The 16,360-nt window shown below is 43.9% G+C and carries 11 protein-coding genes; 1 reads left to right on the forward strand and 10 read right to left on the reverse strand.

What is annotated here, in order from left to right:
* Window positions 1-217: 217 nt before the first annotated feature.
* From RT084_RS08280 to RT084_RS08315, 8 genes are all read right to left on the reverse strand, one after another.
* On the reverse strand, window positions 218-1,201 hold the full coding sequence (locus tag RT084_RS08280) for a hypothetical protein (protein ID WP_313099135.1): 984 nt from the start codon (window positions 1,199-1,201) through the stop codon (window positions 218-220).
* Window positions 1,202-1,270: 69 nt separating this feature from the next.
* Window positions 1,271-2,368 (reverse strand): 3-dehydroquinate synthase, encoded by a 1,098-nt coding sequence (gene aroB, locus RT084_RS08285; RefSeq protein ID WP_313099138.1) that lies wholly within the window; start codon window positions 2,366-2,368, stop codon window positions 1,271-1,273.
* A gap of 68 nt (window positions 2,369-2,436) precedes the next feature.
* The gene (locus tag RT084_RS08290) at window positions 2,437-2,973 is read right to left on the reverse strand and encodes a shikimate kinase (RefSeq protein ID WP_313099141.1); all 537 of its coding nucleotides are present in this window, start codon (window positions 2,971-2,973) and stop codon (window positions 2,437-2,439) included.
* Between the two features lie 107 nt (window positions 2,974-3,080).
* Entirely contained in the window at window positions 3,081-5,411 is a 2,331-nt protein-coding gene (pilQ, locus tag RT084_RS08295; RefSeq protein WP_313099144.1) for a type IV pilus secretin PilQ, read from the reverse strand.
* A 17-nt stretch (window positions 5,412-5,428) separates the two neighbouring features.
* Entirely contained in the window at window positions 5,429-5,962 is a 534-nt protein-coding gene (locus RT084_RS08300; RefSeq protein WP_203171548.1) for a pilus assembly protein PilP, read from the reverse strand.
* Window positions 5,949-6,710: a type IV pilus inner membrane component PilO gene (locus RT084_RS08305; RefSeq protein WP_409418173.1), complete on the reverse strand. Its 762-nt coding sequence runs from the start codon at window positions 6,708-6,710 to the stop codon at window positions 5,949-5,951. The genes RT084_RS08300 and RT084_RS08305 overlap by 14 nt, the downstream gene beginning before the upstream one ends.
* A gap of 2 nt (window positions 6,711-6,712) precedes the next feature.
* Entirely contained in the window at window positions 6,713-7,384 is a 672-nt protein-coding gene (locus tag RT084_RS08310) for a PilN domain-containing protein (protein WP_312522107.1), read from the reverse strand.
* Complete coding sequence (locus RT084_RS08315; protein ID WP_312522109.1) at window positions 7,384-8,436, reverse strand: pilus assembly protein PilM; 1,053 nt, start codon at window positions 8,434-8,436, stop codon at window positions 7,384-7,386. The genes RT084_RS08310 and RT084_RS08315 overlap by 1 nt, the downstream gene beginning before the upstream one ends.
* Window positions 8,437-8,637: 201 nt before the next feature.
* Here RT084_RS08315 and RT084_RS08320 point away from each other — a divergent pair, with 201 nt between their 5' ends.
* On the forward strand, window positions 8,638-11,367 hold the full coding sequence (locus RT084_RS08320) for a penicillin-binding protein 1A (protein WP_313099151.1): 2,730 nt from the start codon (window positions 8,638-8,640) through the stop codon (window positions 11,365-11,367).
* A gap of 130 nt (window positions 11,368-11,497) precedes the next feature.
* Here RT084_RS08320 and RT084_RS08325 read toward each other — a convergent pair whose 3' ends face one another.
* Window positions 11,498-12,016 carry a DUF6586 family protein gene (locus tag RT084_RS08325; protein ID WP_284034326.1) on the reverse strand — a complete coding sequence of 173 codons (519 nt, stop codon included), beginning with the start codon at window positions 12,014-12,016 and terminating at the stop codon, window positions 11,498-11,500.
* 86 nt (window positions 12,017-12,102) lie between these two features.
* Window positions 12,103-16,335: a DNA-directed RNA polymerase subunit beta' gene (gene rpoC / locus RT084_RS08330; protein ID WP_099833603.1), complete on the reverse strand. Its 4,233-nt coding sequence runs from the start codon at window positions 16,333-16,335 to the stop codon at window positions 12,103-12,105.
* Window positions 16,336-16,360 lie beyond the last annotated feature (25 nt).

Here is a 16,360-nt window from a genome sequence, read left to right on the forward strand (position 1 = left end):
TGTTCCCTTAACAAGCTGGTAGCAAAGAAATGGGCATACTATAAATATGTGCAATGTTTGCTATTGAATCATAAAAGATTGGAATAGATAACCGTCATGTTTGTTATCTATATGTACCATAAGAAATAAAAATGATACCCTTCGTTATATTAACGAAAAAGGGTGAAAAAATCCACTGTTATTTGAATCCCAAAACTAACCAATTCGTCTAAAGTCACTAGTTGGCTTGGGACTTCTGCTTGATTAACTCGCCCATGCTATCCTTTGAGGCATCTTTGGATTTTGGCTTTTCTTCAGACGGCTTGCTGTGAGTTTGTTTGGGTTTAACGTCCGCATTATCGTTCTTGCTATTGATAACTTTTGGTTCTGAACGGGTAACATTTGAGTCGTTACTGTTGCTTTCAGCAATCACTTTACCTTCTTGGATAGAAAGGGTCTCTTGCGGATTGGCTGACTTTTCAATGCTAGTTTTTGGTGCTACGCGTTTTGGTTCTGCTGCTGTGGAAGTCGCAGCTTGTGGTTGCCGTTCAACTTTGGCTTTTGGCGCAGGCAACAATTTTGGTGTGGCGTTTAGCTTGACTTCCCGCGCGGCTGTCTTACCGACATCACGAAGTGGCGGCGCGACTTCATACTCATCCATTTGTGGGGCATACATTTTAAATTCTTCAGGAAATGCCTTAACTTCTTTTGGTAAATTAAAATTCACTACTTTAGCTGCGCCAACCGCTTCTTGTACTGAGCCAAATACGCCATAAGTGACCACAAAGCGTTTTTGGTTATGCGCATCAACGATACGAAAATAATTAAATTTATCACGATCGTCACGGCTATTTAGGTAATCGGTGACCACTTCGTGCTCCACCACGTTCATGACTTGAACTGTCCATTTCCCGTTATTGGCCTTGATAAAGCGACTGTCCTTAAATTCTTTGGGATAGTTGCGCATATCACGAATCACGGCATCAAATTTGATGGGCCTAACCTCGGTATTAAGCTCTTCAGGTGTTTTGGCCAATAGGAGCGCAGTGGGATCTTGATTTTGATTGGCATTACTCGCCGCTTTCACCGCACTTTTGGCAGGCTTTACAGCAGAGGCAATCCACACCATGACTGTCAAACCCCCTGCAATCGCCGCTAAAATCAGCCAAGTGGTCACTTTAAATGCCCATGAACGATACAGCGTAGATAAAGAATGCACCATAAAACAACCTTCTGTCTGAGGTAAGGTTAACGCCCGATAGGACGCTTTAACCCATCTATAAAATTTATATCAATTAGGTTTGTTAGTCAAAGCCAGCACGTCTGTCAGTAACGCTGGATCATACGCTGACGTCAATACCGCTTGTCCCAACTGTTCTAGTAATACGAGACGAATTTTGCCGGATTTGACTTTTTTATCATGACCCATCAAATCCAGTGCTGTGTCCACCTCAATGACTGGCGGATGGGTGGGTAAATCAGCACGAGCGATTAGAGAACTGGCTCTGTCAACATCGTCGGCGCTAAGCCAACCTTGTTTTTGTGACAACTGCATCGCTTGAATCATGCCTACCGCGACTGCTTCACCATGCAGCCAATTGCCATAACCTTCATGCGTTTCAATCACATGCCCAAAGGTATGACCAAAATTAAGCAGCGCACGCGTATTGGCTTCAAACTCATCTTGCGCCACAATATCCGCTTTATGCTGGCAAGAAATCAGTACAGCTTGGGCTAACAAATTCAAATCGAGCATGCGTAACGACGTCATATTGGTTTCAAGCCAAGCCAAAAACGCCACATCGCCGATTAACGCGTATTTAATGACTTCTGCTAACCCTGCTGACAATTCACGCGGTGGCAATGTCTTTAACGTGGTCATATCTGCCAAAACAAGACGCGGCTGCCAAAACGCGCCAATCATATTCTTGCCCAAGCGATGATTGATGCCTGTTTTGCCGCCGACGCTAGAATCCACTTGCGATAACAAAGTTGTGGGAATTTGGATAAAATTCACACCACGCATAAAACTTGCTGCCGCAAAACCCACCATATCACCAATGACGCCACCGCCAAGGGCAATCAGCGTACAGTCGCGGTTAAAGTGATTTTCCATCAACTGATCATAAATACGGTCAATGCTTTGCTGGGTTTTATATTGCTCACCATCAGGTAAAATACAAGTCTTAATGAGTTTATCTGCAGGCAGACGTGCGACGAGTTTATCAAGATATAAGGGGGCAACGGTCTCATTGGTGACAACCAATACTTGTTTGCCGCCAATATAGTCAGCAAACTCAAAGGTTTCGATGAGATTTTCCCCAATAAAAATGGGATAGTCGTGTGAACGTGTATGGACAATTAACTCACGGCGCATGGCAGTACTCATATCAATATTATCTTTTTGTCATCTAGTAGGTTGTCATCAATTAGCTTGTCATATCGAGATTGCGACATTTAGACGGTTATATTGGTGTCTTGCAATTGCAGTAAAATATCATGCACCATTTTTTTTGGGGAACTGTGACCGGTAACAATGGTGATGTCAGCAAGCTGCTGATAAATTGGGTCACGTTTACAAAAAAGCTCGGTTAGCTTTTGCTTAGGATTGTCTATTTGTAATAACGGACGGTTGCGGTCACGACAAGTGCGTTCATACTGAATGTCAACTTCTGCCCGCAAATAGATGATTATACCCCGTTTTAAAAAATGGTGATTTTCGGCGATAGTAACTGCCCCGCCGCCTGTGGCTAGTACGACATGATCGAGCTGGGTTAGTTTATCAAGTACACGTGTTTCGCGTTGACGAAACCCTACTTCACCCTCTTTTTCAAAAATCCAGCTAATACTTGCGCCCGAGACGCGTTCTATTTCCTGATCACTGTCATAAAACGTAAACCCAAGTTGCTGCGCCAACAGTTTACCAATTGTGGTCTTACCCGCACCCATCGGGCCAATCAAAATAATTAACGGCTTAGGTTGATTACACTCCATAAAAAAACCACAAATCACTCTATAATATATTGAAAACATTATACTGTGATTTGTGGCAATGTGCTATAAGACTATTTTGTTATACAACAGCTCTATTAGGGAGTAAATTAATTAACACGGCCCGTGTCATTCACCAATTTTGGGGTCACAAAAATCAATAATTCTTGCTTGTTGTTGGTTTTTGAGGTGCGTTTAAAGAAGCGATCAACATAAGGTAAATCGCCTAAGAAAGGGATTTTAGTCACATCGTTACCTAAGGTATTTTTAAACACGCCACCGAGCACAACCGTTTGACCATCATCGACGACCACGTTGGTTTTAATCGAATCTTTAGAAACCGCTGTCGCACCATTGACGATAGTTGGTGAACCATTTTCAATACTCAAATCCATGCCAATACGACCTTCAGGGGTGATATTAGGGGTTACTTCAAGACTCAATGCCGCTTCGACAAAGCTCGTTGAGGTCGCCCCACTGGCAGAGGCTTCTTGATAAGGGATTTGCGTCCCTGACATGATTTTGGCAGTTTGTTTGTCGGCGGTTAGCACTTTTGGACTAGAGATGACTTCACCTTTGTTATCCGCTTGCATGGCTGACAATTCTAAATCTAATAGTAAATCTGAAATGCTCAACAAGCCAAAGGCAATCGAGCCTGCGGCGTTGGTCGCTCCCAAATTGACACTGAGGTTATTAGCGGCAGTGAGACCGCTATAGACAGGATAGGTAGTACCATCGGCATTCGTAGCCGTGGTATAAGTCTTAAGGCTATCAATGGTACTTAAATTACCACCCACTAGCAGGTTACGATTACTTGCCGCGCCTTGCGATAAAATACCCCATTTCACCCCAAGTTCTTTACTAAAGGTGTCTGTCGCACTCACAATGCGAGCTTCAATCATCACTTGTTTGACAGCGATATCGATTTTACTAATCAAATCACGGATGTTGCTGATGGTTTCAGCGGTGTCTTTAACAATTAAAGTATTGGTTCTGCTATCGATTGTGACTGTACCTCTGTCTGTTAACAGTGAGGTACTACCGCTCGAACGATCGGATGTTGCTCTGCCTGCTTCAATCAGTGTTCGTACATTTTCTGCTTTGGCATAGTTGAGTCGGATATATTCGGTACGCAGGGGGTCTAATACTTTTTTCTCTTGTTGCGCTTTTAATTCATCGGCTTCTTGTTTGGCAAGTTCTGCCGCGGGTGCCACCCAAATTACATTACCATTAACCCGTTTATCCAAATTTTTACTTTTTAGAATAATATCTAAGGCTTGATCCCAAGGCACGTTAATCAGACGCAAGGTAATATTACCACCGACGCTGTCACTGGCAACAATATTGGTATTGGTATGTTGTGCCAACACTTCTAAAATCGTACGCACGCTGACATCTTGAAACTCTAGTGATAAAGGCGCCCCGCTATAGGTACGCTCCTCAAGGGTCGGCTCGCGCAGACGTTTGGGGGGATCGATATTGATATTTAGCTGATTACCTGTTTGAAAGGCTCTATAGTCATAATCGCCTGTCATGGTAATACGAATCACGCCATTGCGTCCTTGGTTGGTTGCGATAACATCACGCACCAAGCCGTTACCTACGGTCATTTGTTTTTGCAGGCGACTGGGAATGGTAGCGCCTGTCAGACGAATGACTAACTCATCACCCATGCGCTGTACATCCACAGGGATGCTGTCATTCACCAAATTAATGCTAACATTACCGCCGCCGTTCGAGGTGCCATTAAAATTAATCGCCGCTAGGCCATCATAGTTGTATTGTTGAACAACGGCGGCAGCAGGATTTAATAAAGGATTGACTTTGACTACCATGGTATTGGCGGGTGGGGCGACTTTTGGTGTTTGGGTCACGACGGCAACAGGTGGCGGCGTTTGCACGACCACAGGTGGCGGTGTAGCAATCACAGGCGCAGCTTCAGTCACTACGGCAGCAGGCGTTACCACCGCGGGCTGACTCACAACGGCCGCTGTAGTCACCACAGGTTTAACGATAGCTGGATTGGTAGCTGCTGTGGTTTTCGGCTGCATTGATACTACCAGGCGATTATTAATCACACGTGTACTAAAGGTCGCTTGATTTGACAACTCAATAATCATACGTGTCATACTGTCATTGGTCAGCGTTGTGACATTGTTGACATAGCCTTTGTTATAAGTTTGCATCCGTGATGAAATTTGATTATTCACATTGGGGAAATCCAACACCAGTCGTGTGGGTGAGGCAAGTTCATAAGCCGTCGGGGTCACAGCACTATTAGCAAAGTCGATATTGAGTTCTGTTAGCACAGCGCTCGGCGTGGTAACCGAGATATTTCTAATGGTATCAGCTGCAAACACACTGCTAGATACTAACATCGCACTCATCGCTACCGCAAGCTTAGACGTTGAAGTTCGAAATGGATAGGCATTAAAATTCATTGAATTATCCCTTTGTTTTATTGACTAACTGCGGCAACAATTGAGTTTGCTTTTTCGACATAGCCGACACGACTGTCTGGTATGATTTCAATTAAGTTAATTTGGGTTGGCGTAATCTCTGCAATACGCCCCTCATTTTTACCCATATAATTACCCACTTTGACACTGGCAATCCCCCCATCTGGGCGTTGCACAAGACCATACACCTCGCCAGATGATGACACCATCGTACCTTTGTAGGTAAGCTCATTCAACTCAAATTGTTCAAGTGGCTCTTTGAGTCGGGACACATCCGGTCTCACCCCTTTCATTTGCTGTACTTGATTGGCTTGCAGCATTAAACTAGGCGGCATAAATGGACTACGCAGCGGTGAAGCGCTGTAATTAAACTCTTGTACCACTTCGGGTGTCGGCGGTGGCTTTACCGGTTGCGCAGGCTGGTTACGGATGTCCTGCATTTGTTGCTCTGCCAAACCGACACGGTCGGTACAGCCAGATAACAGGGCTAATAGGGCTAAGCAAATAGTGAGCGGTTTTTTATTTATTGCCATTATTTGCTTCCTTATTGTCAGACCCAGCTGGATTTTTTTGATTATCTTTTTGTGCCTTTTTCAATTCTTCTTCATTTAGCTCTTTTGAACGATAAGTTTTAACGTTCAAAACAAGATTGGTTTCTGGTAGCTTGTCTAGGCTAGGACTAGGGTTGGCAACTTCAAAGTCATGCAGTGTAATAATGCGAGGTAATTTAGCAAGCCCACTAATGAATGAGCCAAATTGGTGATAATCTCCTAAAGCGGCAATACGAATTGGCTGCTCAATAAAGAACTCTTGAGACACTTCAGGTTCAACTTTGATATCCTGAAATTTGACATTACTGCCCACACCAACCATATTTATCCCATCCACTAGGTCAGAAATACGGGTGTCTTTGGGTAATTGATTGAGCAGTTCTTTAAAATCAGACTGCATTTTTAATACTTGCGCTTGATATTCTTTTAAATGACGTGCTTTGGATTCTTTTTGGCGATATTGATCGAGCAAGGTTTGCTGCTCGGCTTCGGCAGCGGCAATCTCCTCACGTTTGGTACTAATCGGTAAAAACCAAGTTAAAAAGGCGATAACAGCGACCATAAATAGCAAGACGGTAACCTTAACAGGCACAGGCCAGCTACCATAATTATTTTGGTCTAGTGATTTAAAGCTCTCGGCGAAGGCTTTAACATCAAACGATTTTCTTGCGGTAATTTGAACAGGTTTTTTGACAAGTCTCGGTCTTTTTAGCGGATTGGTTAATTTCACCGTTATTTCTCCTTGCTCGCACTTGCCGCAACGCCACTCGCAGCGGTGGCACTGGCGACGTCGGTTTGCTTAACCATGGTTGTTACCACAAAAGTCACGTAATTGGCTTCTGGTAATGTTGCGCTGGTACTGCTAGCGCTGATGTTACCGGCAGCAGGCGTGGGTGTGGGGGCTTGATAAGCCACTGCATTGGGCTGCTGTATACTGACCACCGCAGATTTTTCTAACCACTGCGTCCCATCAAGACTGCGTATAAATGTTGAAATCACATTCGGGTTGTCGGCTTGACCGGTAAAGGTGATGGTATCAGCTTCTCGCTTCATGCTGGTTAAATACATTTGTGCGGGGATAATTCTGGCAATATCGTCCCAAATACGAACAGGGACAGGGCGACGACCTTGCAAGTCTTGAATCACTTTCATACGCGCAATGATATCATCACGCTGCTGCTCAAGGGTTTCGATTTCTTTTAACGCCTTGTCCAAATTAGCGTTTTCTTGTTTGATGCGTTCATTAGCAAGTTGCTGGTTTTCTAGGGTATTTTTATAGTAACTCCATGCTGCAAAGGCACCGAGTAACGATAAAAACAATACCGCAACCACTAAAGTCATAAACTCACGGTTTCTACGTTCACGAAGTTCTTGACGCCAAGGAAGTAAATTAATCTTTGCCATTAATCAAAACTCCGTAACGCCAAGCCACAAGCTGCTATTAAGCTTGGCGCATCCATAATCAGTAATTCAGTGTTGATATGGTTATTAATCGTCATATTTGAAAATGCATTGGCAATACCTGCGCGCGTACCAAGTTTTTGTTCAACCATGCTTGCTAGACCCGCAATGCTGGCACTACCCCCACCCAACAAAATATAGTCTACTTGGCTATTTTGGCTTGATGAAAAATAAAACTGCAGCGAGCGGGTGATTTGCTGCACAATGGCATCTAGAAATGGCATTAATACATCCGTATAGTAATCATCTGGCAATGACAAGGTGCGCTTATTAATCATCGCCTCCTCGAACGTTAAACCATAACGACTTTGAATACTTTCAGTTAACTGGGCGCCACCAAAAAGCTGCTCTCGGCTGTATACAAACTCCCCGTCTTTTGCAATATAAAGCGTGGTTTGGCTGTGCCCGATATCAATGAGAGCTACATGCTGAGGTTGACCTGGCAAGCTATCGACCATCAATTGAAAGGCGCGTTCAACTGCGTAAGCCTCTACGTCCACAATTTTAGTTTCCAGTCCCGCCAAAGCACCCGCATCGACACGCTGGTCGACGTTTTCAGTGCGAGAGGCAACTAACAATACCTTACACATATCAGGCGTGGCTGAAGGACCTATCACTTCAAAATCTAAATTAACTTCTGATAAAGGATAGGGAATATATTGGTCAGCATCTAGACGGATACGAGATTCTCTTTCAAGCTCTGTGAGATCCGTTTCCATCTCAATAATTTTGCTAATAACCGAAGACCCTGATACGGCTGTCGCGATATGTTTACTAGAAAAACTGCTACCGCGGGATAATCTTGCGAGGGCGTCACTGACCGCGTCAATATCTACAATATTTTTATCCACAACTGCACCGCGGGGTAACGGTTCAATGCCGTAGTTTCTTAAATGAAATAGACCTTGCTGCCGTGTTATTTCAACCATTTTTATCGCAGTGGTGGTGATATCTACCCCAACGACTAGCTTGTTGTTTTTTGTAAATAACCTCACAAGTTTGTTCCTTGTATACTAAGTTCGGTAACGTGATTTTTACTACGCTACAATACTTTAGAAGCTTCAGAGATTCAACCATTAGTTATGACTAATTTATTAGGTGGCTTAAAAACAATATAAAAGCAAAATAGATTTTTCACAGAACTCAAATTTTTTTAGGTATAATGGGGCTTTATTTTGCTTTGAGCTAATGACTTTATGACCCAGTCGACTGCTGCTACCTTTACTTGGATGAAATTTTTACTCAATCTCTTGGTTGCAATTTTAGCGTTTCTTTTTATCTTGGTATTAGCTTTCCCCATCGGTTTTTATGGTATGGCGATGTATATATCACCTAGCCTACCAAGCTTAGATGACCTTAAAAAAGCCAAGCTGTCAATGCCACTACAAATCTATACCGAGGATAACCAATTAATTGGTCAATACGGTAATGATATGTCTTTGCCAGTGAGTTATGAGCAAATTCCCAAAAATATGGTTAATGCTTTTTTAGCGGCCGAAGATTCGTCATTTTTTCAGCACAGCGGTATCAGTATTAAGGGCATTGGGCGCGCACTGACCGAAGCGGTGAGCGACGACGATAGCCAGACAGGTGGGTCGACGATTACCCAACAGGTTGCCAAAAATTATTTTTTATCCTCCGAACGTACCCTTAATCGTAAATTAACGGAGTTATTTTTAGCCCGCAAAATTGAAGAAAAGCTGTCCAAACAAGACATCATGACCTTATATGTTAATAAAATCTATTTGGGTCAAGGTGCGTATGGGATTAAAGCTGCCGCTAAGCAATATTATAGTAAATCATTAAATAACCTAACCATTGCAGAAATGGCAATGATTGCAGGTCTGCCAAAAGCGCCCTCAAAATACAATCCTGTTGCCAACCCTGAGCGCGCGTTAGAGCGGCGCAACTGGATTTTGGTTCAGATGCTTAAAAATGGCGCAATTAGCCAAGCGCAACACGACGAAGCGGTTGCCGCACCCATTGGACTGCGTCTATACCAAGCTAAACTTGATAAAAACTTACCGTATTTGGCGGAAATGACCCGTGCCTCATTGGTAGAAAAATATGGCGAAGCTGTCATCAATTCGGGCTGGCGCGTAAAGCTTACCATTAATAGTGAAGCACAAGAAATTGCAGAAAACGCCATTAAACGCGGTTTATTTGCGTATGATCGCCGCCACGGTTGGCGTGGCGCTCCTGCTAATACAAAAGATAAAGAAAAACCTGGCAAGCTTGCCAATTTCCCGGTTATCCATTCTTTTTATCCGGTTGAAGTCACCAAAGTCTATCCTGGCAATGGCTTTGATGCGGTCATGAAAGACGGTACTCAAATTAAAGTGCCTTGGTCAAACATGCGCTGGGCGACACTGCACTACCGTAATCCAAACTCAGCATTTATCTCCAACAATATCGTCAACCTGCATGATATTGTGTATGTCACATCAAATGCTGACAACAGCAGTTGGAGTTTGGTGCAAATTCCAGCCGTTGAAGGTAGCCTAGTATCGGTCAATCCAGAAACTGGCGCGTTACTTGCGGTCGTTGGTGGCTTTGATTTTAATAAGAGTAAATTTAACCGCGCCATTCAAGGCTATCGTCAGCCAGGATCAACCATCAAGCCATTAGTTTACGCCACTGCCCTAGAAAAAGGCTTTAGCCCAGATACCATGATATCTGATGATCCATTGACCGTCGGTTCCTGGAAACCCAAGAACTCAGATGGGCGCAATTTGGGGATGATTCCACTGCGTAAAGGTTTATACCTATCGCGCAACCTAGTATCGATTCGAGTGCTACGTTCAGCGGGTATCTCTGATACACGTGAGCTACTCAATGAATTTGGGTTGGAAAAAGAACGCATGCCAAACACCTTATCATTGGCACTCGGTTCTGGTGAAGCGACCCCATTACAGATGGCTACGGGCTATGCGACCTTTGCCAACGGCGGTCACCGTATTCAACCTTATTTTATTCAGCAAATTTTTGACTACAACGGTAAGCTGCAATACCAAGCCAACCCAAAACAAGCCTGTGCGGTATGTTTTAACAATGATTTACAGCAAACCAATGAAGATAACTTAACAGCATTCCAAGAACAACAAACTGCTTTGTTAAGTGGTCAAAGTAAAGACATGCAAGCAGGCGATAAAGCGACTGAAAAATCTGATTTATTCAACGCAAACCCACTGGCTAAAACCAACGAAAAAGACAGTTTAAACAAACAAGATAAGAAAAAACTCAGCAAAGAAGAAGCGGCATTAGAAGCCAGCACTCAGCAAATGCTAGCACGCCAAGCGTCGCTTGAAGCGCAATTATATGATGCAGGTCCCGACACTGATAAGCTAAAACCCATGCCTATCCAGTATATTCCAGCACAGCAAGCGCCGCGTATTATTTCTTCTAATGTGGCATTCCAAATGGCCAATATCTTACGTGATGTCATCCAGCGCGGTACTGCGATTAAGGCGCGGGCGCTAGGTCGCTCAGATGTAGGTGGCAAGACAGGTACTACCAATGATGCCAAAGATGCGTGGTTTGCTGGTATCCACCCTAGAATGGTGACGACAGTTTGGGTCGGTTTTGACCAACCGATCGGTATGGGTAAAAAAGAATTTGGTGGCGTGGCGGCGCTACCCATTTGGATGGATTTCACCTCTAAAATGCTCAAAGGTCAACCTGTAGAATGGGTGTCAGTGAATAATCGCGCCAAATCTAAAAAACAAGAGCAGGAAACCATTGAGCTTACTGACAATGGTACTAGACGCATCGATAGCAAGGGCAATGAAATCAACAGTGATGACAGTAAACCCCCGCAAGCGGTTACCCAAAAACGCCCTGAGGAACAAGCATCGGTGCCGATGCCAACAACGGGTAACAATATCAACTACGCTCAGTTAAATAACAATAAACCAATGAACGAATGAGTCGTTAATAAACTTTAGTTAATAAAGCCTAATAAAAAAGCTCGATTAGTAATCGAGCTTTTTTTATGATCTTTGATAAGTATTAAGGGGATAAGCACCTAGTTGATAAATAATAATTTTGATTAAACGATTAAAACTCAATCATCCCTTCTCGCAAACTATCAATGGTATCCACCAAATCGCCACGCCATTGTCGAATCATATCGACTGAAATATTGGTACTTGATGGACTTGCCATAACATCAATCACTGGCAGTTTAGCATTTTTGTTGCTTTCATCGCTCTCATTTCCCAGGTTTGGTGGCACAGGTTTATAGATAATTTGCTGCCATGCTTTTTCGATATCGCCCAAATAATCATTAGCTAATAGTTGCTTTAACCGCATGACTTCAGGTGATACTTGGGTTTTAGCCTCCAAGGCATCACTAATTGATTGCAGACTCGGGTTTGGCATAGTTAAATTATAATAGCGCGCTACTTCTTGTAAAAATGCCAAATAGCCGCCGTACAAATGCATGAGCGCGCTTTCAATATGTGCTTCCTGTAATTGCCCTTTTGGCGTCTGTTCAGCTTGCTGACAATAAATTCGGCAAAAATACATTTTTTGATTGGTTCTATCTGCTTGATAACGTGCAACACGACCTGCCATATTTTTTCCTTAGAGATTTGATACGGATATTTTGATGAAAAAAAAGGCCAGTTGCAAGCACTGACCTTTTTATGACTGATTAATGATTATTTTGCATCTTGGCTATTAAACTCTTCAGCAAATTTGTCTTCAAATGACATTGACGCAGGCTCCATGTTTTCGGCAAACAAGGTGTCTAGTGCTTCTAGCTGCTGATTTTCAGTAGCTTCTGTGGCGGTGGTTTTACCGCTCTCTAGACGCTGGGCATGGTAAGCTAAACCAGTACCTGATGGTACCAAGCGACCGACAACCACGTTTTCTTTTAGACCACGTAAGTCATCAATCTTGCCAGTAACTGCTGCCGCCGTCAATACGCGCGTTGTCTCTTGGAATGACGCCGCAGAAATAAAGCTTTCAGTTGCCAATGACGCCTTGGTGATACCGAGCAATAAACGGTCAAACTTGACTGGGAATTTGTTTTCTTCGTCGAGTTTTTTGTTCATGGCGACGATATCAGCGTATTCAGCTTGGTCACCTTTGAAGTAGCTTGAGTCACCGCCATCGGTAACTTCAACTTTACGTAGCATCTGACGAATAATCACTTCAATATGCTTGTCGTTGATTTTTACCCCTTGTAAGCGGTAAACGTCTTGTACTTCATTGACGATGTAGTTGGCAAGCTCAGTTTCACCTTTTAAGCGTAAAATATCGTGTGGGTTTTGCGGACCATCGGCAATCACCTCGCCACGCTCAACACGTTCACCCTCAAACACGTTGATTTGACGCCATTTTGGAATCAACTCTTCATGCACTTCGCCATCATCATTGGTAATGATAAAGCGGTTTTTACCTTTGGTGTCTTTACCAAAGCTTACTGTACCACTCATTTCTGCCATAATCGCATGATCTTTTGGACGACGCGCTTCAAATAAGTCAGCAACACGTGGTAGACCACCGGTAATATCTTTGGTACCTGATGATTCTTGTGGTACACGACCTAAAATCGAACCTGTTGTTACCTCATCGCCTTCACGCACACGAATGATCGTTTGCTGTGGTAAGAAATACACCACTTCTTTACCCTCTTTGGTATCAAGGATAATCGCAGGACGTAAATCTTTACCCGAGCTTGGGCGGTCTTTGGTCGCCAAGATTTCGTATGAGCTCATGCCCGTTGCTTCATCGATTTTCATGGTGGCTGTTAAACCATCGGTGATTTCGCTAAAGCGTGCGGTACCTGATACCTCGGTAATGATTGGATGGGTATGCGGATCCCATTTACCAATGGTCTGACCTGGGGTAACCTCAGTGCCATCCGCCACTAAAATTGACGAACCATACGGTGCTTTATAGCGCTCACGCTCACGGCCTAATTCATCGGTAATACTAATTTCTGCAGAGCGAGAAACTACCACCAAATGACCATCGGCATGGCTAACAGATTTCAAGTTTTGGAAGCGAACAGTACCGCCTTTATTAACCTGAATGCTGTTTTCCACAGCTGCGGCACTCGCGGCACCACCCACGTGGAAGGTACGCATGGTAAGCTGGGTACCCGGCTCACCGATTGATTGCGCTGCCATGACACCCACAGACTCACCAATATTGACGCGGTGACCACGTGCTAAGTCGCGACCATAACATTGTGAACAGACACCATGTGGCACTTCACAAGTAATCACAGAACGTACCCAAACTTCGTCAATACCATGTTCATCAAGTACTTTTACCCAATGCTCATCCAGCAAGGTACCTGATGGGATGGCTAGTTCGCCTGTTTTATTTGACATCACATCTTTGGCGGTGACCCGGCCCAGCACGCGGTCAGCCAATTGTTCAATGATTTCACCACCCTCAATGTGTGGCTTCATCAAGATACCTTTATCGGTACCACAATCAGGCTGGGTGATAACCAAATCTTGCGCAACGTCAACCAAGCGACGGGTTAAGTAACCTGAGTTTGCTGTTTTGAGTGCGGTATCGGCTAGACCTTTACGGGCACCGTGCGTCGAGATAAAGTACTGTAAAACGCTTAAGCCTTCACGGAAGTTAGCTTTAATGGGGGTTTCAATAATCGAGCCGTCTGGTTTTGCCATCAGACCACGCATACCTGCCAACTGACGAATCTGTGCGGCACTACCACGCGCACCTGAATCCGACATGATATAAATCGAGTTAAACGATTTTTCTTTTTCCGCTTCACCTTGGCTATTGATAACGGTATCTTGTGATAGGTTATCCATCATCGCTTTGGCGATTTGGTCATTGGTACGTGACCAAATATCAATGACTTTGTTATAACGTTCACCCGCGGTCACGAAACCTTGTTCAAACTGGCTTTCAATCTCACGAACTTCCGCATCCGCCGCTTCGATGATTTTGTTTTTGGTAGGTGGAATGAGCATATCTTCCATACCAATGGATACACCTGACAACGTTGCTTGGGCAAAACCCAAATACATCAATTGGTCAGCAAACATGACGCTGTCTTTCACGCCCATTTTGCGGTAGCAAGAATTGATAAGGCGAGCGATGTTTTTCTTGGTCATCTCTTTGTTGACTTCGTCAAAGCTCATACCTTTTGGGGTGATATTCCAAATCAAACAGCGGCCGGCAACGGTGTCAACCATTTTAGTAACGCTATTGGCATTACCTTCATCGTCATACGTGATTTCTTCAATGCGTACTTTAATTTTGGCATTGACGCTTAAATCACCAGTACCTAGCGCACGATACACTTCTTTCACGTTGGAGAAAGTCATGTTTTCGCCTTTGGCATTGATGTGCGAACGGCTGATGTAATACAAACCCAATACAACGTCTTGTGATGGCGTGATGATTGGCTCACCATTGGCAGGTGACAAGATGTTGTTGGTTGACATCATCAAGGCACGGGCTTCAAGCTGGGCTTCTAGGGTTAACGGTACATGTACCGCCATTTGGTCACCATCAAAGTCGGCGTTGAACGCGCTACAAACTAGCGGATGTAGCTGAATCGCTTTACCTTCAATCAGTACAGGCTCAAATGCTTGTAAACCCAAACGATGGAGGGTCGGTGCACGGTTTAGTAGCACTGGGTGCTCACGAATCACGCTGGCAAGCATATCCCACACTGCCGGTTCTTCACGCTCAACCATTTTCTTAGCAGCTTTGATAGTGGTCGCAATGCCATTTTGCAAAAGCTTGGCATAAGTAAAGGGCTTGAACAGTTCAAGTGCCATTTTTTTAGGCAAGCCACATTGGTGTAGACGCAGGTATGGACCCACGGTAATGACCGAACGACCTGAATAGTCAACACGTTTACCGAGTAAGTTTTGACGGAAACGGCCTTGTTTACCTTTAATCATATCGGCTAAAGATTTTAATGGACGTTTGTTGCTACCTGTAATCGCACGACCGCGGCGACCGTTGTCAAGCAGCGCATCCACTGACTCTTGTAACATACGTTTTTCATTACGCACGATGATGTCAGGCGCATTGAGCTCTAACAAGCGTTTTAAACGGTTGTTACGGTTAATGACGCGGCGATATAAATCATTTAAGTCTGAAGTGGCAAAACGACCCCCTTCAAGCGGTACCAATGGACGCAAATCAGGTGGCAATACAGGCAATACCGTCATTACCATCCACTCAGGTTTGTTGTTTGAATCACGGAATGACTCAAGCAATTTTAGGCGTTTTGACATTTTTTTAAGTTTGGTTTCTGAACCCGTGTTAGGAATTTCTTCACGTAACTGGTCGATTTCCAAATCTACATCAATATCGCGCAGCAAGTCTTGCACCGCTTCAGCACCCATTTTCGCAGTGAATTCATCACCAAACTCTTCAAGTGCTTTGAAGTAATCTTCATCATCGAGCAACTGATATTTTTCAAGGCTAGTTAAACCTGGGTCAGTGACGACATAGCTTTCAAAATACAATACGCGCTCGATATCACGCAAAGTCATATCAAGTAATAGACCGATACGGCTTGGTAATGATTTTAAGAACCAAATATGCGCAACTGGGCTTGCCAGCTCAATGTGACCCATACGCTCGCGGCGTACTTTGGCGGCGGTCACTTCAACACCACATTTTTCACAGATCACGCCTTGGAATTTACGGCGTTTGTATTTACCACACAAGCATTCGTAGTCTTTAACAGGTCCAAAAATTTTGGCACAAAAAAGACCATCACGTTCTGGTTTGAAAGTACGATAGTTGATGGTTTCAGGCTTTTTAACTTCCCCATGCGACCAAGATTTGATGGTGTCAGGTGAGGCAAGAGAAATTTGAATGCTGTCGAACTCTTGGTTACCAGAGTCGGCAGGGCTTTTCATGATGTCTAATAAGTCTTTCAAACTGCTTCTCCATCGATTAAATTGA

It is taken from the genome of Moraxella sp. CTOTU48717 (assembly GCF_032057165.1).
Classification (GTDB): Bacteria; Pseudomonadota; Gammaproteobacteria; order Pseudomonadales; family Moraxellaceae; genus Faucicola; species Faucicola tetraodonis.

What these genes read in the sequence shown, in the direction of transcription:
- RT084_RS08280 (WP_313099135.1), bottom strand. Translation starts at nt 1,201, where the DNA reads ATGGTGCATTCTTTATCTACGCTGTATCGTTCATGGGCATTTAAAGTG.
- aroB (WP_313099138.1), bottom strand. Translation starts at nt 2,368, where the DNA reads ATGAGTACTGCCATGCGCCGTGAGTTAATTGTCCATACACGTTCACAC.
- RT084_RS08290 (WP_313099141.1), bottom strand. Translation starts at nt 2,973, where the DNA reads ATGGAGTGTAATCAACCTAAGCCGTTAATTATTTTGATTGGCCCGATG.
- pilQ (WP_313099144.1), bottom strand. Translation starts at nt 5,411, where the DNA reads ATGAATTTTAATGCCTATCCATTTCGAACTTCAACGTCTAAGCTTGCG.
- RT084_RS08300 (WP_203171548.1), bottom strand. Translation starts at nt 5,962, where the DNA reads ATGGCAATAAATAAAAAACCGCTCACTATTTGCTTAGCCCTATTAGCC.
- RT084_RS08310 (WP_312522107.1), bottom strand. Translation starts at nt 7,384, where the DNA reads ATGGCAAAGATTAATTTACTTCCTTGGCGTCAAGAACTTCGTGAACGT.
- RT084_RS08320 (WP_313099151.1), top strand. Translation starts at nt 8,638, where the DNA reads ATGACCCAGTCGACTGCTGCTACCTTTACTTGGATGAAATTTTTACTC.
- RT084_RS08325 (WP_284034326.1), bottom strand. Translation starts at nt 12,016, where the DNA reads ATGGCAGGTCGTGTTGCACGTTATCAAGCAGATAGAACCAATCAAAAA.